Origin of the sequence: Streptomyces sp. NPDC058257, from assembly GCF_042881845.1 — a bacterium.
In the GTDB taxonomy this organism is placed as follows: Bacteria; Actinomycetota; Actinomycetes; order Streptomycetales; family Streptomycetaceae; genus Streptomyces.
The window spans coordinates 446,252-469,307 of record NZ_JBHVXJ010000003.1 but is presented as its reverse complement, the minus strand read 5'-3'; the positions used below and the strand labels follow the sequence as shown (position 1 = coordinate 469,307).

The 23,056-nt window shown below is 70.4% G+C and carries 20 protein-coding genes; 9 read left to right on the top strand and 11 right to left on the bottom strand.

Annotated features, from left to right (window positions below; all coding sequences use genetic code 11):
• Nucleotides 1-22 precede the first annotated feature (22 nt).
• Nucleotides 23-1,141: a hypothetical protein gene (locus ACFVXC_RS11115; protein ID WP_389903905.1), complete on the bottom strand. Its 1,119-nt coding sequence runs from the start codon at nt 1,139-1,141 to the stop codon at nt 23-25.
• A 90-nt stretch (nt 1,142-1,231) separates the two neighbouring features.
• On the opposite strand from ACFVXC_RS11115, the gene ACFVXC_RS11110 reads away from it, so the two are divergent.
• A complete protein-coding gene (locus tag ACFVXC_RS11110; protein WP_389903903.1) occupies nt 1,232-2,386 on the top strand; it encodes a cystathionine gamma-synthase in 1,155 nt (384 codons plus the stop codon).
• A gap of 38 nt (nt 2,387-2,424) precedes the next feature.
• Here the strand turns inward: ACFVXC_RS11110 and ACFVXC_RS11105 are convergent, their stop codons facing one another.
• From ACFVXC_RS11105 to ACFVXC_RS11095, 3 genes are all read right to left on the bottom strand, one after another.
• Nucleotides 2,425-2,679, bottom strand: a complete 255-nt coding sequence (locus ACFVXC_RS11105) for a hypothetical protein (RefSeq protein WP_389903901.1) — start codon at nt 2,677-2,679, stop codon at nt 2,425-2,427.
• Nucleotides 2,676-3,158 (bottom strand): sigma factor-like helix-turn-helix DNA-binding protein, encoded by a 483-nt coding sequence (locus tag ACFVXC_RS11100; protein WP_389903900.1) that lies wholly within the window; start codon nt 3,156-3,158, stop codon nt 2,676-2,678. Before ACFVXC_RS11100 ends, ACFVXC_RS11105 begins: the two co-directional genes overlap by 4 nt.
• A 109-nt stretch (nt 3,159-3,267) precedes the next feature.
• A complete protein-coding gene (locus ACFVXC_RS11095) occupies nt 3,268-3,771 on the bottom strand; it encodes a MarR family winged helix-turn-helix transcriptional regulator (protein WP_389903897.1) in 504 nt (167 codons plus the stop codon).
• A gap of 145 nt (nt 3,772-3,916) precedes the next feature.
• Here ACFVXC_RS11095 and ilvA point away from each other — a divergent pair, with 145 nt between their 5' ends.
• The 3 genes from ilvA (at nt 3,917) to ACFVXC_RS11080 (ending at nt 7,374) form a co-directional block, all read left to right on the top strand.
• Nucleotides 3,917-5,146 carry a threonine ammonia-lyase gene (ilvA, locus tag ACFVXC_RS11090; protein ID WP_389903894.1) on the top strand — a complete coding sequence of 410 codons (1,230 nt, stop codon included), beginning with the start codon at nt 3,917-3,919 and terminating at the stop codon, nt 5,144-5,146.
• Nucleotides 5,147-5,470: 324 nt separating this feature from the next.
• Nucleotides 5,471-6,502, top strand: coding sequence for an ATP-binding cassette domain-containing protein (locus tag ACFVXC_RS11085; RefSeq protein ID WP_389903893.1), 1,032 nt, complete (start codon nt 5,471-5,473; stop codon nt 6,500-6,502).
• On the top strand, nt 6,499-7,374 hold the full coding sequence (locus ACFVXC_RS11080) for an ABC transporter permease (RefSeq protein ID WP_389903890.1): 876 nt from the start codon (nt 6,499-6,501) through the stop codon (nt 7,372-7,374). The genes ACFVXC_RS11085 and ACFVXC_RS11080 overlap by 4 nt, the downstream gene beginning before the upstream one ends.
• Before the next feature lie 78 nt (nt 7,375-7,452).
• Here the strand turns inward: ACFVXC_RS11080 and greA are convergent, their stop codons facing one another.
• Nucleotides 7,453-7,950, bottom strand: a complete 498-nt coding sequence (greA, locus tag ACFVXC_RS11075) for a transcription elongation factor GreA (protein ID WP_389903888.1) — start codon at nt 7,948-7,950, stop codon at nt 7,453-7,455.
• A gap of 201 nt (nt 7,951-8,151) precedes the next feature.
• On the bottom strand, nt 8,152-8,595 hold the full coding sequence (locus tag ACFVXC_RS11070; protein ID WP_389903886.1) for a DUF4307 domain-containing protein: 444 nt from the start codon (nt 8,593-8,595) through the stop codon (nt 8,152-8,154).
• A 168-nt stretch (nt 8,596-8,763) separates the two neighbouring features.
• On the opposite strand from ACFVXC_RS11070, the gene mca reads away from it, so the two are divergent.
• A complete protein-coding gene (mca, locus tag ACFVXC_RS11065) occupies nt 8,764-9,645 on the top strand; it encodes a mycothiol conjugate amidase Mca (RefSeq protein WP_389903884.1) in 882 nt (293 codons plus the stop codon).
• Nucleotides 9,638-9,877 (top strand): hypothetical protein, encoded by a 240-nt coding sequence (locus ACFVXC_RS11060; RefSeq protein ID WP_389903882.1) that lies wholly within the window; start codon nt 9,638-9,640, stop codon nt 9,875-9,877. The genes mca and ACFVXC_RS11060 overlap by 8 nt, the downstream gene beginning before the upstream one ends.
• Here the strand turns inward: ACFVXC_RS11060 and ACFVXC_RS11055 are convergent.
• Nucleotides 9,874-13,068, bottom strand: a complete 3,195-nt coding sequence (locus tag ACFVXC_RS11055; RefSeq protein ID WP_389903880.1) for a tetratricopeptide repeat protein — start codon at nt 13,066-13,068, stop codon at nt 9,874-9,876. The genes ACFVXC_RS11060 and ACFVXC_RS11055 overlap by 4 nt on opposite strands.
• Before the next feature lie 134 nt (nt 13,069-13,202).
• On the opposite strand from ACFVXC_RS11055, the gene ACFVXC_RS11050 reads away from it, so the two are divergent.
• Nucleotides 13,203-15,215, top strand: a complete 2,013-nt coding sequence (locus tag ACFVXC_RS11050) for a thioredoxin domain-containing protein (protein ID WP_389903877.1) — start codon at nt 13,203-13,205, stop codon at nt 15,213-15,215.
• Between the two features lie 111 nt (nt 15,216-15,326).
• Here the strand turns inward: ACFVXC_RS11050 and ACFVXC_RS11045 are convergent, their stop codons facing one another.
• From ACFVXC_RS11045 to ACFVXC_RS11035, 3 genes are all read right to left on the bottom strand, one after another.
• Entirely contained in the window at nt 15,327-15,992 is a 666-nt protein-coding gene (locus ACFVXC_RS11045; RefSeq protein WP_389903874.1) for a TetR/AcrR family transcriptional regulator, read from the bottom strand.
• 5 nt (nt 15,993-15,997) lie between these two features.
• Nucleotides 15,998-17,557, bottom strand: coding sequence for an MFS transporter (locus ACFVXC_RS11040; RefSeq protein ID WP_389903873.1), 1,560 nt, complete (start codon nt 17,555-17,557; stop codon nt 15,998-16,000).
• 135 nt (nt 17,558-17,692) lie between these two features.
• Nucleotides 17,693-18,430: a hemolysin III family protein gene (locus ACFVXC_RS11035; RefSeq protein ID WP_389903871.1), complete on the bottom strand. Its 738-nt coding sequence runs from the start codon at nt 18,428-18,430 to the stop codon at nt 17,693-17,695.
• Between the two features lie 318 nt (nt 18,431-18,748).
• Between ACFVXC_RS11035 and ACFVXC_RS11030 the strand changes: the two genes are divergently transcribed.
• On the top strand, nt 18,749-20,593 hold the full coding sequence (locus ACFVXC_RS11030; protein WP_389903868.1) for a phosphoenolpyruvate carboxykinase (GTP): 1,845 nt from the start codon (nt 18,749-18,751) through the stop codon (nt 20,591-20,593).
• Between the two features lie 217 nt (nt 20,594-20,810).
• Nucleotides 20,811-22,520 carry an Ig-like domain repeat protein gene (locus ACFVXC_RS11025; RefSeq protein WP_389903867.1) on the top strand — a complete coding sequence of 570 codons (1,710 nt, stop codon included), beginning with the start codon at nt 20,811-20,813 and terminating at the stop codon, nt 22,518-22,520.
• A gap of 75 nt (nt 22,521-22,595) precedes the next feature.
• Here the strand turns inward: ACFVXC_RS11025 and ACFVXC_RS11020 are convergent, their stop codons facing one another.
• Complete coding sequence (locus tag ACFVXC_RS11020; RefSeq protein WP_383282308.1) at nt 22,596-23,006, bottom strand: hypothetical protein; 411 nt, start codon at nt 23,004-23,006, stop codon at nt 22,596-22,598.
• Between the last annotated feature and the right edge of the window lie 50 nt (nt 23,007-23,056).

Below are 23,056 nucleotides of genomic sequence, written 5' to 3'. Positions count from 1 at the left end.
TGTGCGGGGCGGGCCGCATTCCTCAGTGCGACAGCGTCGCCGGGCTGCCGCCGTTCGCCTCGTACCCCGCGACGGCGAGCGCGCGGTACACCGCGTAGTCCGCGGCCGGGTCGGAGGAGACCGTCCAGGGGAGTGCCCCCACGTGGCCGTCCACGTGGAGCAGCTGCTTCATGGCCTCCGCCCAGCGCTCACAGCGGACCAGGAAGAAGATCAGGAGATGCCGGACGTGCGCCAGCATCGGGTCGTCCGGGCGGGCCGAGTGCACCGCGTAGAGCGCGCCCTCGACGGCCTTGGTGACGACCTCGCTCTCGTAGAAACCACGGACCAGATTGACCTCGGGCAGGTGCTCGTACACCGCGAAGAGCGGGAGCGCGGCGAGGAGCGAGCCCTTGGGGGCGCGGGCCGCAGCCGCCTCCGCGAAGTCGTTCGCGAGGTCGCGCGAGCCGTGCCACTTCTCGCACCAGTAGTGCAGGGCCGCCAGGTGCGCCCCCAGGTGCGCGGGCGCGCGGTCAAGGATCTTCAGCCACAGCTGTTCGAATTCCTCGCGCGAGTACGCGAGGCCGCGCGCGATGGAGAGCTCGATGATGTACGGGACGGGGTCGCCGGGGGAGAGGAGCGCCGCCTGCCCGCAGGCTTCCTTCGCCTCCTCCAGGATGATCCGGAACTCGTCGGTCCCGGACGTCGACGACCGCCAGGCCTGCTGGACCAGGAACTCCGCGTGCACCGCCGCGCCGCCCGCGTCCTTCGGCGCCTCGGCCCGCCACACCCGCAGCCACTGCCCGCCGGGCTGGTCGCCGACCCCGCCGGGCCGCTGCTGAAGCTCCAGGGACGCCGCGCCCGCGAACGCCTGCACGCGCTGCCAGCGCACCTCGCCGTGCACCTCCGTGCCCGCGAGCAGCTGCGCCGCCGCCTTCCAGCTCTGCGACTGCTGGACCACGTCGAGGACGTCCAGGAGGTCGCGGTCCGGTCCCGGCATGCGGATGTCCAGCTCTTCCTGACGGGCGAAGCCGTACTCGGCGGGGTCCGCGGCGTCCGGTGAACCGGGGGCGACCTGGCGGATTCCGCCCCGCCTGCGCAGCAGGATCGGGCCGAGGACCGCCCCGATCATGATCGCCGCCATCAGCACCCAGAGAATCTCCATGAGTACAAGCGAACCAGACTGCTCTGACACTTGGCGAACCAGTCTCGAACTTGTCGGCCCCGTGCCCGTCCCGGACTAGGCTCTGGCCGCATGAGTGACACGTTCAGCAGCCAGAGTTTCGAGACCGCCGCGATCCACGCGGGCAACACCGCCGACCCGCTCACCGGCGCGGTCGTCCCGCCGATCTACCAGGTGTCGACGTACAAGCAGGACGGTGTCGGCGGGCTGCGCGGCGGCTATGAGTACAGCCGCAGCGCCAACCCCACCCGTACCGCCCTGGAAGAGAACCTGGCCGCCCTTGAGGGCGGCAGCCGCGGGCTCGCCTTCGCGTCGGGCCTCGCCGCAGAGGACTGCCTGCTGCGTACGCTGCTCAGTCCCGGCGACCACGTGGTCATCCCCAATGACGCGTACGGCGGCACGTTCCGGCTCTTCGCCAAGGTCGTGTCGCGGTGGGGCGTCGAGTGGTCGGTCGCCGACACCTCCGACCCGGCGGCGGTACGGGCCGCGGTGACCGACCGTACGAAGGCGATCTGGGTGGAGACCCCCTCCAACCCGCTGCTCGGCATCACCGACATCGCCGCCGTCTCCCAGGTCGCCAAGGAGACGGGGGCCCGCCTCGTCGTCGACAACACCTTCGCGAGCCCCTACCTCCAGCAGCCCCTCGCGCTCGGCGCGGACGTCGTCGTGCACTCCCTGACGAAGTACATGGGCGGGCACTCGGACGTCGTGGGCGGCGCGCTCGTCGTCGACGACGCGGCCCTCGGCGAGGAGTTGGCGTACCACCAGAACGCGATGGGCGCGGTGGCCGGGCCCTTCGACGCGTGGCTGGTCCTGCGCGGCATCAAGACGCTGGCCGTGCGCATGGACCGGCACAGCGAGAACGCGACGAAGATCGCCGACATGCTGACGCGGCACGCGCGCGTGACGCGTGTTCTCTACCCCGGGCTTCCGGAGCACCCCGGTCACGAGACCGCGGCCAAGCAGATGAAGTCGTTCGGCGGGATGGTGTCCTTCCAGGTCGCCGGGGGCGAGGAGGCCGCGGTCGCCGTCTGCGACCGCGCGAAGCTGTTCACCCTGGGCGAGTCGCTCGGCGGCGTGGAGTCCCTGATCGAGCACCCGGGGCGGATGACGCACGCCTCCGTGGTGGGCTCGGCCCTTGAGGTCCCGGCGGACCTGGTGCGGCTCTCGGTGGGCATCGAGGCCGCCGATGACCTGCTCGCCGACCTGCAGCAGGCGCTTGGTTAGACACGGGCCCGACGGGGGCCGGGCGCTTCCGCGCCCAGTCACCAGTTCGTCAGCGGTGGAGTCGTCTTTGACGGATGCTGCACCCAGGGCTGGGCGATCGACGCCCAGATCACGAAGGTGACCGCCGCGGCGAGCAGCAGGAGCCACAGCAGCCGGCGCACTGCCCTGTCGCGGCGCAGCTTGCGGCCGCCGCGGCGGACCGCTTCCTCGTAGACCTCCGTCGGGACCGAGGGGGGCGTGCCGCCGTCCAGGAGATGGCGGACCGCGTTCTCCTTGCGGTCGAACTGGCTCATGACGGAGCCGCCTTTCCCAGGGGGCGCGTCGGAGCGGGGCCGCGCGGCGGGTGCAGGACCGTCTCCATCGCGCGGGCGCAGATCGCGCTGACCCGCTCGGCGGGCAGGCCGAGGAGCGCCGCTGTCTGCTCCTCGGCGACCCCCTCGTACAGCCGCAGGACGAGAATCAGCCGCTCCTGGGGCGTGAGCCGGGCCAGCACGCCGCCGTGGCCGCGACGGCGCCGCCAGGCCCCGCGGGCGAAGCGGACGGCCAGCTCCTTGCGGGTGCGGTCGTACGGGTCCTCTCCGCGCATCCGGTCCCATCCCGCGTACGAGTGTGCGAGGGACGCGGTCAGCAGGGCACGCGCGCGTGGGTTGGCGTCCGGCGGCTCGGTGGTGAGCAGCGTCGCGGCATGCAGCAGCCGCCCTGCCGCGCCCGCGACGAACGCTTCGAACTCCCGGGCGCGGCGGGCGTTCAAGAACGCCCGCCGTCCGCGCACCGCGCCTCCCGCCTGGAGGGGACGGGCCCCCGGTCTCATATGAGGCCAGGCACACGGCCGGGGTCAAGAGGCAGGCACCCCCGGAGCCGCCGGGCGCGGGGACCGGGGTTCAGGAAGCGGGTGTCTCCGGGGGCGCCGGCGATGTCTGGCGGGCGGAGAGCGCGGAATTGAAGCGCGTGAGGAGCGTGCAGAAGCTTTCGCGCTCCTGGGGGGACCAGTCATCGGTCAATTCGGCCATGAGGTCGCGCCGCGAGGACCGCACCTCATTGAGGCGTGCCTCGCCGCGGGGCGACAGCTGGAGCACCACGGCACGGCCGTCCTCGGGGTGCGATGTGCGCTTGACCAGCCCGGTGTCGACCAGTGGGGCGACCTGCCGGGTGACCGTGGACGAGTCGATGCCCATGCTTGCCGCGAGCGCCTTGACGCCCATGGGCCCCTCTTTGTCGAGGCGGTTGAGCAGCAGGTATGCGGCGCGGTCCATGGAGTTGCGGACCTGTCCGACGCCGCCGAGGCGTGTCTGCTCCGCACGGCGGGCGAACACGGCCACCTGGTGTTGCAGCGTGTCGAGGAGGCCGGGATCGCTGGCGGTCGTCATGTCCGGAGTTGTGGGCATGGCCGGGGGCTCACTTCATGCGAGGGCGATGGGTTGGGGGACAGGGTACGCGGCCGGGACGCGGGGCGTACCGGCGCTGCGCAAACCAGTCTCGGCACGTGGTCACCACAGGAGGACCCCGGTGTGAACTGGGAGACTGGCCGTCATGAGCTACCGCACGCGTCACTCCTTGCCGACGGTCACCCTCGACGACGTGCGCGGTGCCCGGAAGATGCTCTCGGGCGTGTCCAGGGTGACGCCGATGGAAGGCAGCAGGCACCTTTCGCAACTGGTCGGTTCGCCGGTCCACCTCAAGTGCGAGAACCTCCAGCGGACGGGTTCGTTCAAGTTGCGCGGCGCGTACGTGCGGATCGCGGGCCTGTATCCGGAGGAGCGCGCGGCCGGTGTGGTCGCCGCGAGCGCGGGCAATCACGCGCAGGGCGTGGCCCTCGCGTCCTCGCTGCTCGGCGTGCGGTCCACGGTCTTCATGCCGGTGGGCGCGCCGCTGCCCAAGGTCGCAGCGACCCGCGAGTACGGCGCCGAGGTGCGGATGCACGGCCAGGTGGTCGACGAGACGCTGGCCGCGGCGCAGGAGTACGCGGACGAGACGGGCGCCGTCTTCATCCACCCCTTCGACCACCCCGACATCATCGCGGGGCAGGGCACGGTGGGCCTTGAGATCCTGGAGCAGTGCCCCGAGCTGCGCACTCTGGTCCTGGGTGTCGGCGGCGGCGGGCTCGCCGCGGGTATCGCGGTGGCCGTCAAGACGCTGCGCCCGGACGTCAAGGTGATCGGTGTGCAGGCCGCGGGCGCCGCGGCGTACCCGCCCTCGCTGGCCGCGGGGCATCCGGTGTCCGTCGAGAATCCGGCGACGATGGCCGACGGCATCAAGGTCGGGCGCCCCGGCGACGTGCCGTTCCAGATCATCGACGAGCTGCTCGACGACGTGGTCACCGTGTCCGAGGACGCCCTGTCCAGTGCGCTGCTGCTCTGCCTGGAGCGGGCCAAGATGGTCGTCGAGCCCGCGGGCGCGAGCCCCGTCGCGGCGCTTCTGAGCAGGCCGCGGGAGTTCGAGGGTCCGGTGGTGGCGCTCCTGTCGGGCGGCAATGTGGATCCGCTCCTGATGCAGCGGATCCTGCGCCACGGCATGGCTGCGGCGGGCCGGTATCTGTCGCTGCGTCTGCGCCTCACGGACCGCCCCGGGGCCCTTGCCACGCTGCTCGGGGTGCTTTCGGTGGTCGACGCCAATGTCCTCGACGTGAGCCATGTGCGGACCGATCCGCGTCTGGGCCTGACGGAGGCGGAGGTCGAGTTGCAGCTGGAGACCAAGGGCCCGTCGCACTGCACCGAGGTCGGCGCGGCGCTGCGCGAGGCGGGCTACACCGTCATCGGCTGACGGCTGACGGCTGACGGCTGATGGCTGACGGCTGGCGCGTTCCGCCTGACGTTCGGCGCCCCCCCGCCTGACGTTCGGCGCCCCCGTCTGACGTTCGGCGCGTCCCGTCTGACGGTCCGCGTCGCGGGTGACTCCGGCGAAAATCCCGCACATCCAAGGGCGTTGCCCGCTATTTTGCGTTGTCCACAGCTTCGTCAATCCCGTTGCGAAGACGCGATGTATCGCGTTATGGTGTGTCTCACGTCACTGGTCGCCGGGCGCGTGCTAACCGGCAAATCTAAACTTTTCGGTAGGAAGTCACCCAAACTCACGGGGAGAACCCACATGCCAGGCGCCATCTACGCCGAAGGTCTCGTCAAGACCTTCGGTGACGTAAGGGCTCTGGACGGCGTTGATCTGGATGTCCCGGAAGGCACCGTGCTCGGCCTCCTCGGGCCGAACGGCGCGGGCAAGACCACGGCGGTGCGCTGCCTGACGACGCTTCTGACGCCGGACCGCGGCCGGGCGGTCGTCGCGGGCATCGACGTACTGAAACATCCGAACGAAGTACGGCGCTCGATCGGTCTCTCCGGCCAGTTCGCCGCCGTCGACGAGTATCTGACGGGCCGGGAGAACCTCCAAATGGTCGGCCAGCTCTATCAGATGAAGGCCAAGGAGGCGAAGGTCAGGGCGGGCGAGCTGCTCGACCGGTTCGATCTCGCCGACGCCGCGGACCGCCCCTCCAAGACGTATTCGGGAGGCATGCGCCGCCGCCTCGACCTCGCGGCCGCCCTCGTCGTGTCGCCCCCGGTGATGTTCATGGACGAGCCGACGACGGGCCTCGACCCGCGCAACCGGCAGCAGCTCTGGGAGGTCATCCAGGAGCTGGTGTCGGGCGGCACGACCCTCCTCCTCACCACCCAGTACCTCGAAGAGGCCGACCACCTCGCGCACGACATCTGCGTCGTCGACCACGGCCGGGTCATCGCACGCGGCACCTCCGACCAGCTCAAGGCGCAGACCGGCGGCGAGCGCGTCGAGGTCGTGGTGCACGAGCGCGAGCACATCACCCCGGCCGTGGAGGTCCTGCGAGGCCTCGGCAAGGGCGAGGTCGCCGTCGAGAGCCACACCCGCAAGCTCACCGTCCCGGTCTCCGGCGGCGCCAAGCTGCTCGCCGAGGTCATCCGCGACCTGGACAACCGCGGGATCGAGATCGACGACATCGGGCTGCGCCGCCCGACCCTGGACGACGTGTTCATCTCGTTGACCGGCCACGTGGCCGAGGTGAAGGACGAGAAGAACGGCGAAGAGAGCGGCGAAAAGAGCGGCGAGGCGAAGGACGCGCAGGGCGAGCCCGAGAAGGAGGCCGACAAGTGAGCACCTCCACCGGCATCGTGACCAAACGCACGGCGGGCCCCAGGCCCGCGGGCGGCATCGGCCAGTCCGTCAGGGACTCCCTGGTCGTGGCCCGCAGGAATCTCATTCGCATGACCAGGATTCCCGAGATGATCCTGTTCGGGATCATCCAACCGGTGATGTTCGTGGTGCTGTTCACGTACGTCTTCGGTGGTTCCATCAACATTCCGGGCGCGCCCGCAGGCAGCGCGAGCGCCTACAAGGAATTCCTGATGGCGGGCATCTTCGCGCAGACCGTCACGTTCGCCACGGCGGGCGCCGGAGCGGGCATCGCCGACGACATGCACAAGGGCCTGATCGACCGCTTCAGGTCGCTGCCGATGGCGCGCGGCGCCGTTCTGACCGGCCGCACCCTCGCGGACCTGGTGCAGACGGCCGTGACCCTGGCCGTGCTCGCGGTGGTGGCCCTGCTCGTCGGCTGGCGCACGCACGAGAACATCGGCAAGGTTCTCGCGGGCTTCGGCCTGCTCCTGCTGCTCGGGTACGCGTTCACCTGGATCGGCGCGCTGATCGGCCTGTCCGTGCGGACCCCCGAGGCGGCGACCTCGGGAGGGCTGATCTGGCTCTTTCCGCTGACGTTCATCTCGAACGCGTTCGTGCCGGTCAACGGGATGCCGAAGTTCCTTCAGTACGTCGCCGAGTGGAACCCGTTCAGTGCCACGGTGGCGGCGGCCCGAGAGCTGTTCGGCAACACGATCGAGGGCGTTCCGCGGTCGGTCACCGGAGCCTGGCCGATGGAGCACCCGGTCTGGGCCTCGCTGATCTGGTCGGTGCTCATCATCGTGGCGTTCCGCACGCTCGCGGTCCGCAAGTACCGCTCGGCGACAGCCTGAGCCCGAGCGGGAGCCAGCCACGCGAAAGGCCCCCCGCACGCTCGGTGCGGGGGGCCTTTCGCGTCGCCGATGCGGGCCTCAGGCCTGGTAGGGCTTGGCTTCGAGGATCTTCACGGAGGCGAGCTTGCCGTTCGGCAGTTCGTACTGCGCGTTCTCGCCGATCTTCTTGCCGTTCACACCGCTGCCCAGCGGGGACTGCGGCGAATACGTCTCGATATCGGCGCTCGCGTACTCGCGCGAGGCGAGCAGGAACTCCAGGGTGTCGTCCTCGTCGCCGTCAAAGGCGATCGTGACGACCATGCCGGGCGCGGCCACGCCGTCCGCGGCAGGCGCCTCGCCGACCTTCGCGTTCTCCAGGAGCTGGGTCAGCTGGCGGACGCGGAGCTCCTGCTTGCCCTGCTCCTCCTTGGCCGCGTGGTACCCGCCGTTCTCGCGCAGGTCGCCCTCCTCGCGTGCGGCCGCGATCTTCGTGGAGATCTCGGTGCGCGCGGGACCAGACAGGTACTCCAGCTCGGCCTTGAGCTGGCTGTACGCCTCCTGGGTCAGCCAGGTGACGTTCTCGCTGGTCTGGGTCACAGGTGCTCCTCGTAGGTACTGGGAATACAAAGCATCGCCCTACCCAGAAGGATGTTCCCTCACGGGTGGGCGAAACCACGAGCCTAACAATTCAGGCGCGTGAGGGGGAGGACATAAGCCATCAGAAATACGTCAACGCAGGTGAGGACCGGTACACCGGGGACGTCGTGCGTCCGGCGTGACGCAAGGGGCGGGGCGGAGTCAGTCCGAGTGACAGCCGAGCAGCTCGGCGCTCGTACCGCGCGCCTTCGTGCGCAGCGTGACGACCTTGTCGATCCGGCCCGTGTCCTGGTCGAAGCGGAAGTCCGCGCGGCCGACCTCTTCGCCGTCCTCGGACTGTGAGCGCAGGGTGCAGTAGCCGTGCGCGTCCGCGTCCTTGCGCACCTCCAGGTGCACCTTGACCGCGCTGTCCGATGCCACCTCGAACTTGATCACTTCGCCGCTGACCTTGGTGCCGGAGACGTAGTCGTATCCGAACCAGCCGATCATCAGGAGGAAGAGCACACCGAGGACGCTGCCGATGATCTTCAGCTTGCGGTCCGCCTGCTCGTCGGCCGTGCGCGCGTGGCCGTACCGGCTCTCGGGAGGGCCCGCGGGAGCCCGCGCGGCGGAGCCGCTGATGTCACCGCCGTTCACGGCCGCCATGATCGTCCTCCATGAAAAGGGGATGCCGGAATTTTCCGCCCCCCGGTTCCGTCACTATAGAAGCCTCCCACCCGCCACCCGACCGCCGCCCCGCATCGACGTCCCTGCGGGACGACACCTGTTTACTGCGCCGAATCGACCGGGCGCCAGATCACTGAGGATCGAGTCTTGACTGAGCAGCTGCGACTGATGGCCGTTCACGCCCACCCCGACGACGAGTCGTCGAAGGGCGCGGCCACCATGGCCAAGTACGTGTCCGAGGGGGTGGACGTGCACGTCGTGACCTGCACGGGCGGGGAGCGGGGCGACATCCTCAACCCCAAGCTCCAGGGTGACAAGTACATCGAGGAGAACATCCACGAGGTGCGCAGGAAGGAGATGGACGAGGCGCGCGAGATCCTCGGCGTCAAGCAGGACTGGCTCGGCTTCGTCGACTCGGGTCTGCCCGAGGGCGACCCGCTGCCGCCGCTGCCCGACGGCTGCTTCGCGCTTGAGGACGTCGACAAGGCCGCCGGTGAGCTGGTCCGGCAGATCCGCTCCTTCCGTCCGCAGGTCATCACGACGTACGACGAGAACGGCGGCTATCCGCACCCCGACCACATCATGACCCACAAGATCTCGATGGTCGCCTTCGAAGGCGCCGCGGACCCCGAGAAGTACCCGGAGAGCGAGTTCGGGCCGATCTACCAGCCGCAGAAGCTCTACTACAACCAGGGCTTCAACCGGCCGCGCACCGAGGCGCTGCACCAGGCGATGCTCGACAAGGGTATGGAGTCGCCCTACGGGGACTGGCTGAAGCGCTGGGACGAGTTCGAGCGGGTCGAGCGCACCCTGACCACCCACGTTCCCTGCGCCGACTTCTACGAGGTCCGGGACCGGGCGCTGATCGCGCACGCCACGCAGATCGACCCCGAGGGCGGCTGGTTCCGGGTGCCGATGGAGCTCCAGAAGGAGGTCTGGCCCACGGAGGAGTACGAGCTCGCGAAGTCGCTCGTCGATACATCCCTCCCCGAGGACGACCTCTTTGCGGGCATCCGCGACAATGCCTGATGTGAACGCACATCTGGCAATGACGCATCTCGTCCCTCTCGCCAAAGAGGTCGACGATGACAAGGTGACCCCGGGTGTTCTCGGCTTCATCGTCTTCGCGGTGATGGCACTCGCCGTCTGGGGTCTGATGAAGTCGATGAGCAAGCACATGCGGAAGGTCGACTTCAAGGAACCCGCGGAGGCCTCCACCGGCGACGGGAAGACCTCCGAGGCCCAACCCCGCGAGGGCTAGCCCGTCGGCGCCACCGTCACTCCCATCACCTCGCGGGAGTGACGGTTGGGCACCATGCCCAGACGCCAGGCCTGCCAGCCGGTCTCCAGGTCGGCGCCGCGCTCCAGGAGGAGGCCGTACGCCTCCATGTAGTCGGCCAGCTTGCCGTCACGCGTCGGATGACCGGCGCGGGCCAGCTGGCTGAGCTCCTCCTGGGCGACGGCGGTACCGATCTCCCAGCCGCCCGGCGACGCGTACGGCAGCAAAGTGCAACGCAGGAAGCGGGCCCAGTCCTCGCCGCGCCGGTCGCCGTACGAGGCGAACAGCTCGGCCGCCTTGTCGCACAGGGCGAGCGCCTGCTGAGCACGCGTGTTCCCCGCGTCGACGACCGCGAGCTCCAGGCATGTCCACGCCTCGCCGTGCGCGACGCCGATGCGCTGGAAGTCGGCGCGGGCGTCCACCAGGAGCTGGCGGGCGAAACCGGAGTTGCGCAGCGAGCCCGTCTGGGCGGCGCGCTGGTCGCGGGTCACCCGTGCCGAGTGGTGGCGCGCGCAAGCAAGGCCGTACACGTCCCGCATCCGCGAGAACATCGTCCGCGAGCGCTCCAGCTCGCGCACCGCCTGGTCGAGACTGCCGGCCTCCTCCAGCGCCTGGCCCAGGTAGTAGGCGCTCCACGCCTCGCCGCGCGCGTCCTCGTTGTCGCGGTGCCGTGACACCGCCTGCCGAAGACCGTCGACCGCGGCCGACGGGTCGCCGTCCACCAGGCGGGCCCGCGCCAGCTGCGTCAGGGCCCAGGCCTCGCCGCGGCCGTCACGCGTACGCCCGTACAGCTCCAGGGCGCCACGCAGCTGCTCCTCCGCGCGCGGTACGTCGCCCATGCGCAGGAAGAGCTGACCGAGCTGGAAGTGCGCCCACGCCTCGCCGTGCAGGGAGTCGTTCTCGCGGTGCAGGGTGAGGGAGGCCTCCAGGAGCCCGAGCGCCTGGTTGAGGTTGGAGCGGTCCCGCTCCACCGCCGCGAGTGCGTGCATCGTCCAGGCGCGGTCACCGGCCAGCTCGTCGGAGGCCTGCATTTCGAGGGCCTCGTGCAGGCGCGCCGACGCCTCCGTCAGATTGCCCTGGTGGTGCAGGGTGATCCCGAGCGAGCACAGGGCGAGCGCGGCGCCCGCGTCCTGCTGGGCCTCCAAGTACAGGTCCACGACCGACGTCAGGGTCGTCCGCGCCTGGTCGAGCTCGCCGAGCTGGCGGGAGGCGATACCCGTACGCCACTGCACGCTCCGCACGAGAAGCCCCTGGTCGACGGCTTGCGTGAGTTCGCTGATCTCGCCGAGGCGGTAGAGGTCGCCGCGCAGCAGGCAGTAGTCGCACAGCGCGCCCAGGAGGTTGAGCACCGCCTCCTGGTCCACGCCCTCCGCGTGCCGCAGCGTCGCCGTGATGAAGCTCGACTCGTCGTCCAGCCAGCGCAGGGCCGCGTCGAGCGAGGAGAAACCGTGCCGGTCGAACTGGCCGGCCCGCGTCGACATCTTGCCGTCGACCAGGCGGATCACAGAGCCGGCGAGCTCGCTGTAGCTGGCGATCAATCGTTCCTGCGCGGCCGTACGCTCCGCGGGCTCCTCCTCGTCGAGGAGGCGGGCAAGGGCGAAGGCACGTACGAGATCGTGCAGGCGGTAGCGGCTGCCGCGCACGTGGTCGACGAGGCCCGCGCGTGAGAGCGCGGTCAGCTGGCGGGCCGCTTCCTGCTCGTCGGCGCCGAGCAGGGCGGACGCCGCGGCAGTCCCCAGGGACGCGCGCCCGGCGAGCGCGAGCCTGCGCAGGAGGCGCCGCGCGGGCTCGGACTGGTCCGTGTAGCGCAGCCACAGGACGCGCTCGACGGGTTCCACAGGGCCGTACGCGGAGAGGTCGGAGGCGAGTTGGCGCGTCGTGCGCGCGCCGATCGAGGAGCCGGCGATACGCAGGGCGAGTGGCAGTCCGCCGCACAACTCCCGCACCGCGTCGGACGATTCGGCGTCATAGGGCCCGGAGGAATTCTCCGCGGCCTCCTTGACCAGCTCCTCCGCGCCCGCCGCGTCCAACGGCTCCACCGGCAGCTGGTGCACCCAGGCGGGGAGGTCGGCGGGGAGTTCGAGGGGCTTGCGGGCGGTGACGATCACGAGGCTGTCGGAGCGCTCGGGCACGAGCGTGCGCACCTGCGCCGGGTCGCTCGCGTCATCCAGTACGACGGTCACCGCGAGCCCGGTCAGATACTGGTGGTACAGCTCGCTGAGCCGCTTGACCTGCTGCTCCGGCGAGGAACGCTCCCGGAACAGCAGCTGCTCGCGCGGGGCGCCCAACCGATTGAGCAGGTGCAGGAGCGCGTCCCGCGTGGACAGTGGCTGGGAGCTCTCGCCCCGCAGATCCACGACGCAGGCGCCCCGGAACTGGTCCCGCAGATCGTGCGCGGCACGGACGGCGAGCGAGGAGCGCCCGGAGCCCGGAGCGCCGTGCAGCACGACCACGGTGGGCCTGGTCTCGGTGCTGGCCCGCGCGGCGTGCACCCACTGGGCGACACGGGCGAGCTCGGCGCGGCGCCCGGCGAACGGCCCTTCCAGTTCGGGCAGTTGGGTGAAGGACTGCTCCAGTACGGTGCGCCTGCGCGCCGCCGCGCTCTTGTCCGTGCCCCGCAGCCGGGGCGCGGACTTCTTCGTGCCGGAGGAGGCCTGGAGCACCCGCTGCTGGTCGATGAAGGGCCGGATGCCCCGTACCTCAAGGGCCGTAAGCCACTGCAGCCGCAGCTGCTCGGGTCCGCCGGGCTGGTTGAGCGCACCGGCGCGGCGGCTGGCATCGGGCACGTGGGACGCGGTGACCTTCACAACGGTGGTGGCCGCACCGACGACGCCGACAGCGGCGCCCACGCCCAGAGCGGTCGAGGTGTCGGTCCCGAGCACGAGGTCGGCGATACACGCGGCCACGGCCGCAACGGCGGCCACGAGCAGCGGAGTTCCCGCCCCCTCCCTGGCATACCGCTGCCCGAAGGAGAGCTGACCGGCCTCCGATTCGTCCAGGGCCCGCGTATAGGCCGTGTACTCCTCGTCGGCGGTCTGCCCCATGGCGTCGAGGGCGGCTTTGGCCCGGGAGAGCAGCACACCCCCGTCGGTCCGTCCGCCGGAGCGCCGCGACTCTTCTTCCACCGCCCGCACCAACAGCCGCTCGGCCTCAGCCCGATGGCTGTCCCGCATATGGGTCCCCCTCCGAGAGCAATAGTCACCTGTGGCATCAAGTGTCCTGCGTACGGCGCTCCGGCGCGAGGGAGTCCGCGGATCACGTGGGGCAGTCCCCGGATCACAGGCCCCGGTGCGCGAGGATGGGGGGCATGCCGAACCGACTGGCCCATGAGACATCCCCCTACCTTCTTCAGCACGCCGACAACCCCGTCGACTGGTGGCCCTGGTCGGCGCAGGCTTTCGCGAAGGCGCGGGAGCGAGGCGTCCCCGTGCTGCTCAGCGTGGGTTACAGCAGTTGCCACTGGTGCCACGTCATGGCGCACGAGTCCTTCGAGGACGCCGACACGGCGGCCTTCCTGAACGAGCACTTCGTCAACGTCAAGGTCGACCGCGAGGAGCGGCCCGACATCGACGCCGTCTACATGGAGGCCGTGCAGGCCGCGACGGGCCAGGGCGGCTGGCCCATGACGGTCTTCCTCACCCCCGACGCCGAGCCCTTCTACTTCGGCACGTACTTCCCGCCCGAGCCGCGGCACGGCATGCCCTCCTTCCAGCAGGTGGCCGACGGGGTCCGGCGTGCCTGGACGGACCGGCGCGACGAGGTCGACGAGGTCGCCGGGAAGATCGTCCGCGACCTCGCCGAACGCGAGCTGGCCTTCGGCGCCGACGAGCTGCCCGGCGAGGACGAGCTCGCGCAGGCGCTGCTCGGCCTGACGCGCGACTACGACGCCTCGCGGGGCGGTTTCGGGGGCGCGCCCAAGTTCCCGCCGTCCATGGTCATCGAGTTCCTGCTGCGGCACTACGCCCGCACCGGCTCGGAGGGCGCCCTCCAGATGGCGGCCGACACCTGCGAGCGGATGGCGCGCGGCGGGATCTACGACCAGCTGGGCGGTGGGTTCGCGCGGTACTCCGTGGACCGGGAGTGGGTCGTCCCCCACTTCGAGAAGATGCTGTACGACAACGCGCTGCTCTGCCGGGTCTACGCCCACCTGTGGCGGGCCACGGGATCGGACATCGCGCGGCGTGTCGCCCTGGAGACGGCCGATTTCATGGTGCGCGAACTGCGCACGAACGAGGGCGGGTTCGCTTCGGCGCTCGATGCGGACAGCGAGGACGCCGTGAGTGGCGCGCATGTCGAGGGCGCGTACTACGTATGGACACCGGAGCAGTTGCGCGAGGTGCTCGGCGACGCGGATGCCGAGCTCGCCGCCGCGTACTTCGGGGTGACGGAGGAAGGGACCTTCGAGGAGGGCGCTTCGGTGCTTCAGCTTCCGGAGGCGCGGGGCGTGGTGGCGGATGCCGCGCGGCTCACCTCGATCCGGGAGCGGCTGCTCGCGGCGCGTTCGCAGCGGCCCGCTCCGGGACGGGACGACAAGGTCGTCGCCGCCTGGAACGGACTTGCCGTCGCCGCGCTCGCCGAGGTGGGCGCGTACTTCGACCGGCCGGACCTGGTGGCCGCGGCGGTGGGCGCGGGTGACCTGCTCGTGCGGCTGCACATGGACGACAGGGCGAGGTTGTCCCGTACGTCCAAGGACGGTCAAGTGGGCGCCAACGCGGGCGTGTTGGAGGACTACGCCGATGTCGCCGAGGGATTCCTCGCGCTGGCCTCCGTCACGGGGGAGGGGGTATGGCTGGAGTTCGCCGGGTTCCTGCTCGACCATGTGCTCGGTCAGTTCGTGGACGCGGAGTCGGGGTCGCTGTACGACACCGCCGCGGACGCGGAGCGGCTGATCCGGCGACCGCAGGACCCTACGGACAACGCGGTGCCTTCTGGGTGGACGGCGGCTGCGGGGGCGCTCCTGTCGTACTCGGCGCAGACCGGCGCCGAGCCGCATCGCCTCGCGGCGGAGCGGGCGTTGGGGGTCGTGAAGGGGCTCGCGCCTCGGGCTCCCCGGTTCATCGGGCATGGGCTGGCGGTGGCTGAGGCGGCCCTTGACGGGCCTCGTGAGGTCGCCGTCATCGGCGAGGCCGGGGGCGAGCTGCACCGCACGGCGCTGTTGGGGACGGCGCCCGGGGCGGTGGTGGCCGTCGGCCCCGCGGGCGGCGGCGAGTTTCCGCTCCTCGCGGGGAGGGAGCTGCCTGCGGCTTACGTGTGCCGGCGGTTCGTGTGCGATGCGCCCACCACTGACGCGGGGGAGCTGGCGGCGAAGCTGTCGGGCTGAGGGCTGAGTGATGAGGGCTGAGGGCTGAGTGATGGGGGATGGGGCGGGGGCGGGGGAGGGGCGGGGCCTTCTCCGGCACCGCCCCTCAAGCGCCGGGCAGGGCTGCGAGATTCAGCCCTGTCCGGAGGCGAAGCCCGTGGTCAGCGTGGTCAGGGTGCGGTCCACCAGATCGCCCAGGTCGTCCTTGTGACCGTGCTCCGCCCAGTACGCCGACGTCTCCGTCAGCGCGCCGATCAGACCCATCGAGAACACCCGGACCTCAAGGTCCGCGGCGTCGCGGCCGGTGCGTTCCGCGATGACGCGGCACAGCATCCGGCCGGTGACCGACATGCTCTCCATCATCCGGGAGCGTACGGCGGGGACCTCGACCATCAGGCGCGTACGGAGGCGCGAGACCTCCGGCTCCTCGGTGAACCCCACGACCACCGCCCTGCGCAGCACGTGCCGCAGGGACTCCATGATCGGCTCGTCCGCGGGGCGCGCCCGCAACTCGTCCTCCAGGAGCGGGTCGTACTCGTCGGTGAGGACGATGTCCTCCTTGGTCGGGAAGTACCGGAAGACGGTCGACGCCGACACCTCCGCGGCCTCGGCGATCTGCTCGACCGTCGTCGCGTCGTACCCCTGCTCCTCGATCAGCCGGTAGGTGGCCTCGCGGATCGCGATGCGCGTCTTGAGCTTCTTGCGCTCGCGGAGTCCGAGCTCTGCCATGTGCCCCGGCTGTCCCGTCTGCCCCGGCTGAGGGGTGTGCGCGGAAGGAGTGGTTCGTGCGGCCGTCATGGGGCTCATTGTCGGGCATGCTCCGTCCGGCGGGCCATGTCGGCGTCGTCCTGCGGCGCGGGAGCCGTCTTCGGCAGCAGCGCCGCGACCAGCAGCGCCGTCACCAGCGCCGCGACACCGCTCACCAGGAGGACCGTCGCCATGCCGTCGACGTACGCCTCGTCGGCGGAGTCGGCGAGCCCCGGGACCCCGAGCCGTTCCGCGACCGCGTGGGCGGCCACGACCGAATCGCCCGCGGTGTCCGCGGCGGCCGAGGGAAGCTTGCCGGTGTCGAGCCGGTCGGCGTACACACCGGCGAGCAGTGAGCCGAGCAGCGCGATGCCGATGGCGCTGCCCACCTGCCGCACGGTCATCAGGAGCCCTGTGCCCGATCCCGCGCGCTCGACCGGGAGCGCTCCGAGGGCCGAGTCCATGGACGGTACGACGGCGAAGCCGAAGCCGAGCCCGGCGATGGAGAGCCACAGCGCGGTGAAGCCGTAGCCGGAGTCGACCGTCGTACGGCTGCCGAGGATCGCCGCGAAGGCGAGGACGACGAGCCCGCAGCTGATCACCGCACGCGGGCCGAAGCGGCGTACGACGGGCTCCGCGCCCTTCGCGGCGACCAGGAGACCGCCCATCATCGGCAGGAGCCGCACCCCGGTGCCGAAGGCGTCATGGCCGAGCACCGCCTGCAGATACTGCGGAAGCACGAACATCAGGCCCGACAGGACGAACATGACGAGCGTCGCCGCGAGCATGTTGAGCAGGAAGCCGCGGTCGCGCAGGAGCGACATGTCGAGCATCGGGCGCGTCATGTTCCGTTCGCGCAGGACGAGCGCGGCGATCAGTACGGCGGCTCCGGCGGACATGCCGAGGACCAGCGGGTCGCCCCAGCCGCGTACGGGCGCCTCGATGATCCCGTAGATGAGCGTGCCGAGCCCGGCCGCGGTGAGCGCGGTGGATGTGACGTCCACCTTGGGGGACGACGGGTCGGTCGTCTCCGGGAGCAGGAAGACGCAGGCCGTGATGCCGATCGCCACCATCGGGACGTTGATCAGGAAGATCGAGCCCCACCAGAAGTGGTCGAGGAGCCAGCCGCCGACGATCGGTCCGAGCGGCGCGCCGAGCGCGGCGGCGGCCGAGACGATGCCGACGGCCTTGGTCCGCTCGCCGGGCGCGAAGAGCGCGGGCAGTACGGCCATGGCGAGGGGCATCACGAGTGCGCCGCCCATGCCCATCACCGCCCGGGCCACGACGACCAGCTCGACGGAGTCGACCAGGGCGCCGATCAGCGAACCCACCAGGAAGATCCCGAGGCCGGTGATCAGCATCCTGCGGCGTCCGAAGCGGTCGCCGAGCAGTCCTGCCGGGAGCATCAGGGCGGCGAAGACGACGATGTAGGCGTCCGCCATCCACTGCTGTTGGCCCGTGCTCGCGTCCAGCTGCCCGGCCATCGTGGGCAGGGCGACGTTGAGGATCGTCATGTCGAAACCGAGCACGAGCATGCTCGCGACCAGGGCGCCGAGCGCCCACCAGCGACGGGGGTCCTGCCGGTGCGCGGCAGGCGAACTTATGACAGTAGCCATGAAATGAGAGTAACTCTCAAAAGGTAGTGACCGTCAAGCGTTCCGCCATTCGCGTGTCTCCGCGCACGCAAATGGCCGCGGCTCGAAAGCCGCGGCCATAAAGAGGGGAGGGGTGTGGTGACCACCCGCGGGCGACTACCCGTGCTGGTACGCCACCAGCGAGATGCCCACGTAGTGCACCGCGAACGCGGCCAGTGTCAGGGAGTGGAAGACCTCGTGGAAGCCGAAGAAGCGCGGGGAGGGGTTGGGGCGCTTGATGCCGTAGATCACGCCGCCCGCGCTGTAGAGCAGTCCGCCCACGATCACGAGGACCAGGACGGCGATGCCGCCCGTGCGCAGGAAGTCCGGCAGGTAGAAAACCGCCGCCCAGCCCATCGCGATGTAGCACGGGGTGTAGAGCCAGCGCGGCGCGCCGACCCAGAAGACCCGGAAGAGGATGCCGGCCACCGCCGCGCCCCACACGCCCCAGAGCAGCCACTGCCCCTTGGATTCGGGCAGGAGCAGCATCGTCAGCGGGGTGTACGTGCCCGCGATGATCAGGAAGATGTTGGCGTGGTCGAGTCTGCGCAGCACGCCGTCAGCGCGCGGACTCCAGGTGCCCCGGTGGTAGATCGCGCTGACTCCGAAGAGCAGGCAGGCCGTCAGGACATAGATCCCGCAGGCGATGCGCCCGCGGGTGGAGTCCGTGAGCGCCGTGAGCACGATGCCGGAGACGAGCACCGCGGGGAACATGCCCGCGTGCAGCCAGCCGCGCATCTTCGGCTTCACTTCCGCGAGATCCGGGATCTCTGGTAGCGACGGGGCGGCGGACGCGGACGAATCCGGGCTCTTGGCCGAGGAGTTCGTGATCGCGTCAGGGACGGGAGCGGTCATATCGGCATCGTACCTACGCAACCGTAAGTTAGGCATCAGGCGAGTGGGAACCGAGGCGCACAAGTGGCGATGCTCACGGTGATACCCGAGCGTACAAGTGACGGCTTCGCGGATGGACGCGCGGGTGAGGGCCGTCCTGGCGAGTGGCGATGCTCACGCCGCTCAGGTGTGAGGCCCTCTGGACATATGCGCGGAAGCATCGGATGATCAAATGAGTGCGGTCGGCACCGGATGAGCGCCAGAGGGTCGATAAGTGAAGCGTCCGGGTCGCAGCCCCCACGGGGCAAACAAACCAAAACCCCTCGTATAGGAGCAATCGTGGCGCGCGACATCGCGGCTCCCCTTCTTTCAGCTTCCCTGGGCACCATCCCCACCGACCACCGGGAGCTCGTCTCCTGGGTGAACGAGATCGCCGAACTGACCGAGCCGGACAGCGTGGTCTGGTGCGACGGATCCGAGGCCGAGTACGAGCGCCTGTGCGGGGAGCTCGTGGCCAGAGGCACGTTCAAGAAGCTCGACCCCATCAAGCGCCCGAACTCGTACTACGCGGCCTCCGACCCGACCGACGTCGCCCGCGTCGAGGACCGCACCTTCATCTGCTCGGAGAAGGAAGAGGACGCGGGCCCGACCAACCACTGGAAGGCCCCCGCCGAGATGCGGGAGATCTTCGCGGGAGAGAAGGGCGTGTTCCGCGGCTCGATGCGCGGTCGCACGATGTACGTCGTGCCCTTCTGCATGGGCCCGGTCGGCTCCCCGCTGTCCGCGATCGGCGTCGAGATCACCGACTCCGCGTACGTCGCCGTCTCCATGCGCACCATGACCCGCATGGGCCAGGCCGTCCTGGACGAGCTCGGCGAAGACGGCTTCTTCGTGAAGGCCGTGCACACGCTGGGCGCGCCGCTCGAAGCGGGCGAGGCCGACGTGCCGTGGCCCTGCAACTCCACGAAGTACATCTCGCACTTCCCCGAGGACCGCGAGATCTGGTCGTACGGCTCCGGGTACGGCGGCAACGCCCTGCTCGGCAAGAAGTGCTACGCCCTGCGCATCGCCTCCGTCATGGCACGCGACGAGGGCTGGCTGGCCGAGCACATGCTGATCCTCAAGCTCACGCCCCCGCAGGGCGAGAGCAAGTACGTGGCGGCCGCCTTCCCCTCTGCCTGCGGCAAGACCAACCTCGCCATGCTGGAGCCGACGACCCGCGGCTGGACGGTCGAGACCATCGGTGACGACATCGCCTGGATGCGCTTCGGCGAGGACGGCCGGCTCTACGCGATCAACCCCGAGGCCGGATTCTTCGGCGTCGCGCCCGGCACCGGCGAGCACACCAACGCCAACGCCATGAAGACCCTGTGGGGCAACTCCGTCTTCACGAACGTCGCGCTCACCGACGACAACGACGTCTGGTGGGAGGGCATGACCGAGGAGACCCCCGCCCACCTCACCGACTGGAAGGGCAACGACTGGACCCCGGAGTCGGGCGTCCCGGCGGCCCACCCGAACGCCCGCTTCACCACGCCCGCCTCGCAGTGCCCGATCATCGCGCCCGAGTGGGAGGACCCCAAGGGCGTGCCGATCTCGGCGATCCTCTTCGGTGGCCGTCGCGCCAGCGCGGTGCCGCTCGTGACGGAGTCCTTCAACTGGCAGCACGGCGTCTTCCTCGGCGCCAACGTGGCCTCCGAGAAGACCGCCGCCGCCGAGGGCAAGGTCGGCGAGCTGCGCCGCGACCCGTTCGCCATGCTGCCCTTCTGCGGCTACAACATGGGCGACTACATGGCCCACTGGGTCAAGGTCGGCGCGGACAAGCCGGACCAGTCCAAGCTGCCGAAGATCTACTACGTGAACTGGTTCCGCAAGAACGCGGAGGGCAAGTTCGTGTGGCCCGGCTTCGGTGAGAACTCCCGCGTCCTGAAGTGGATCGTCGACCGGCTCGACGGCAGGGCCGAGGGCGTCGAGACCCCCATCGGCATCCTGCCGACGGTCGACTCCCTGGACACCGAGGGTCTCGACCTGCCCGCCGCCGACCTGGAGTTCCTGCTCACGGTCGACAAGGAGGTCTGGCGCGACGAGGCCTCGCTGGTCCCCGAGCACCTGAACACCTTCGGCGACCACACGCCCAAGGAACTGTGGGACGAGTACCGCGCCCTGGTGCGGCGTCTCGGCTGACGCTCCCGCGTACTCCGCGTACTCCGCGCATTCCGGAAGGGCCCCGCACAACGGCGTGCGGGGCCCTTCCGTATGTGTACGCATCTTGCACACCCTCCCTTCACCTGGCCCTCACATGTTTCAATGGCCCCGGACGGGGGGCCGCTGATCGACGCGTGCCGCCCAGGAAAGCCTGTGGGGGGCCAAGTTGAAGAAGTCTCAGCGGTTAAGACGGGGGATGGGTGCCGCGCTCGCGGTGGTACTCGGCTCGGCGGGGGTGGTCGCCGTCGGGACGCCCGCCGCGTATGCCGCCACTCCCTCGGACGAGGTGGCCAAGCTGCCGATCTCCTCGTTCGGGGCGATGGTCGTGGACGACGCGCACGAGCGCGTCTATCTCACGGACGGCAGCAGGGCCAGCGGGGCGAGCCAGGTCCAGGTCTACAACTTCCAGGGCCAGAAGGTGGGTTCGCTCCCCACCGACAAGGCGGCCTCCGGTATGGCGCTCAGCGCGGACGGCGCGACCCTGAACGTGTCCCAGTCCGACCGGATCCTGACCTTCGACACGGCGACGCAGGCCAGGAGCGGCGCCAAGTACACGTCGTACGACGTGTACTGCGGCCGTGAGATCGCCGTGGCGGGCGGAAAGACGTGGGTCACGGAGACGCCGTACACCAACTCGTACTGCGACAGCAGCGACAGCAACACGACGCTCAACAAGGTTGGCGACACCTATCCCGTCGCCACCGGCTGGAGCACCACGGGGCGGATGCGGCTGGCGGCGGGGCCCGAGGCGCCGGACCGGCTCGTGATGGGGCAGGCGGGCGCGGGTAGCGCGGCCAACCCCTTCCTGACCACGTTCGACGCGAGCGGCGAGACCCTGGTGCGCGGTCCGCAGCGGCGCTTCGCGGACGCCGCGGGCAAGGGCGCGCTCGACCTGAAGGACATCGCCCAGAGCGCCGACGGCAAGCGGATCGCCGTCGCGGACGCGGCGTACGGCACCCGGCTGCTCGACGCCTCCGACCTGGCGGACGCCCCGACCGGCTACCAGTCGCCGGCCGAGGGTGCGAAGGCATCGGCGGTGGCGTTCAGCGGCGACGGAAAGTACGTGGCGCGGGGCGCCGTGGCCTCCGGCAGCACGCCCGACCTGCTGATCCAGTCCGCCGACCCGGCGGACGGCACCACGCCGATCGAGTTCGCCTTCGAGGGAGAGCTCGACGGCTCGCGGGTCGTGCCGCGAGGGCTCGACTGGACCAAGGACGGCTCACGGCTCTTCGCGGTGACATCGGACGGCTCCTACGGTCACTGGCTGCACGTCATCAAGCCCCCGGCCGCCCAGTACGACTCGCGCTTCACGGGCACGCTCGGCACCACGCCCTCCAAGCCCGTCGTCGGTGAACCGCTCGGCATCCGGGGCAAGTTGGAGCTTGACGGGCCCGCTCCCGCGGAGCCCGTGAAGGTCGCCGCGGTCCGTAAGGACGCGGATGGCACGCAGGAGGTGGCGGCGGCCAAGGTCGCGGCCGACGGCAGCTTCACCGTCCTCGACGTACCGGACAGGCTCGGCGAGGCGACGTACACGCTGCGGTTCCTCGGTGATGTCACGCACCGGCCCGCCGAGGACGTCACGGTCACCGTCGACGTGGCGAAGGCGGCGACGGTGATCGAGCTGACCGCTCCCGCCGAGGCGACCCGCGAGGACGGCGTCGAGATCGCGGGCCAGCTGACCGGTCAGGGGCGTGCGCTGCCGTCCGGGATCGCGCTGAAGGTGACGCGGACCGACAGGCTCGGCACGACGGGTGAGCTGACATCGGCTTCGGTGGCGGCGGACGGCACGTTCCGGATCAGGGACCTGCCGAACAAGAAGGGCAAGACGGTCTACGCGGTGAGTTACGAGGGCGATGCCCTGCACGGCGGATCGTCGGCCCAGGCCACTGTGAAGATCACCGGCTAGGCGACGGGTACCCCCAGCTGTCGTCTCCGGTGGTGGCGCCCGGTCCGTGGCCTTCCCGGCCGCGGACCGGGGCCGTCAGTGGGCGCCGACGAGGTGGGCGGCGCCGGCGTGGGCGTCCATGCGACGGGCGGCGAGGATCGCCGCCGCGGTGTCGGCACGGGACGCGGCCACCACCAGGGCGCGGCCCGCGAGGGCGTGGGCGCGCTGGTGCAGGGCGGTGAGGTGCGGTTCGTGGATCGCGGTCACCACGGCCGAGCGGACGGGCGGGAGCCCGCCGCGCAACCGGGCCACCTCGGACGACAGCTGCTCGGCGGCGTCGTCCAGGTCGGTGGCGGGCGCGAGGGCGCGCAGCTCGTCCGTGACGGCGAGGAGTGCCGCCAGGTGCGCGGCGAGCTGGATGTCCAGCTCCTCCTCGCGGGAGCGGTGCGGGAAGTCGCCCGGGTCGGCCATGGCATGGACCGACTTGGTGCGGATCGGCTCGTACATGGGATGGCCTCCTGGCGGGTAGCTTGAAAGCCATCCTACATTAGATTCTG

What these genes read in the sequence shown, in the direction of transcription:
- ACFVXC_RS11115 (WP_389903905.1), bottom strand. Translation starts at nt 1,141, where the DNA reads ATGGAGATTCTCTGGGTGCTGATGGCGGCGATCATGATCGGGGCGGTC.
- ACFVXC_RS11110 (WP_389903903.1), top strand. Translation starts at nt 1,232, where the DNA reads ATGAGTGACACGTTCAGCAGCCAGAGTTTCGAGACCGCCGCGATCCAC.
- ACFVXC_RS11105 (WP_389903901.1), bottom strand. Translation starts at nt 2,679, where the DNA reads ATGAGCCAGTTCGACCGCAAGGAGAACGCGGTCCGCCATCTCCTGGAC.
- ACFVXC_RS11095 (WP_389903897.1), bottom strand. Translation starts at nt 3,771, where the DNA reads ATGCCCACAACTCCGGACATGACGACCGCCAGCGATCCCGGCCTCCTC.
- ilvA (WP_389903894.1), top strand. Translation starts at nt 3,917, where the DNA reads ATGAGCTACCGCACGCGTCACTCCTTGCCGACGGTCACCCTCGACGAC.
- ACFVXC_RS11085 (WP_389903893.1), top strand. Translation starts at nt 5,471, where the DNA reads ATGCCAGGCGCCATCTACGCCGAAGGTCTCGTCAAGACCTTCGGTGAC.
- ACFVXC_RS11070 (WP_389903886.1), bottom strand. Translation starts at nt 8,595, where the DNA reads ATGGCGGCCGTGAACGGCGGTGACATCAGCGGCTCCGCCGCGCGGGCT.
- ACFVXC_RS11060 (WP_389903882.1), top strand. Translation starts at nt 9,638, where the DNA reads ATGCCTGATGTGAACGCACATCTGGCAATGACGCATCTCGTCCCTCTC.
- ACFVXC_RS11055 (WP_389903880.1), bottom strand. Translation starts at nt 13,068, where the DNA reads ATGCGGGACAGCCATCGGGCTGAGGCCGAGCGGCTGTTGGTGCGGGCG.
- ACFVXC_RS11050 (WP_389903877.1), top strand. Translation starts at nt 13,203, where the DNA reads ATGCCGAACCGACTGGCCCATGAGACATCCCCCTACCTTCTTCAGCAC.
- ACFVXC_RS11045 (WP_389903874.1), bottom strand. Translation starts at nt 15,992, where the DNA reads ATGACGGCCGCACGAACCACTCCTTCCGCGCACACCCCTCAGCCGGGG.
- ACFVXC_RS11040 (WP_389903873.1), bottom strand. Translation starts at nt 17,557, where the DNA reads ATGGCTACTGTCATAAGTTCGCCTGCCGCGCACCGGCAGGACCCCCGT.
- ACFVXC_RS11035 (WP_389903871.1), bottom strand. Translation starts at nt 18,430, where the DNA reads ATGACCGCTCCCGTCCCTGACGCGATCACGAACTCCTCGGCCAAGAGC.
- ACFVXC_RS11025 (WP_389903867.1), top strand. Translation starts at nt 20,811, where the DNA reads ATGGGTGCCGCGCTCGCGGTGGTACTCGGCTCGGCGGGGGTGGTCGCC.
- ACFVXC_RS11020 (WP_383282308.1), bottom strand. Translation starts at nt 23,006, where the DNA reads ATGTACGAGCCGATCCGCACCAAGTCGGTCCATGCCATGGCCGACCCG.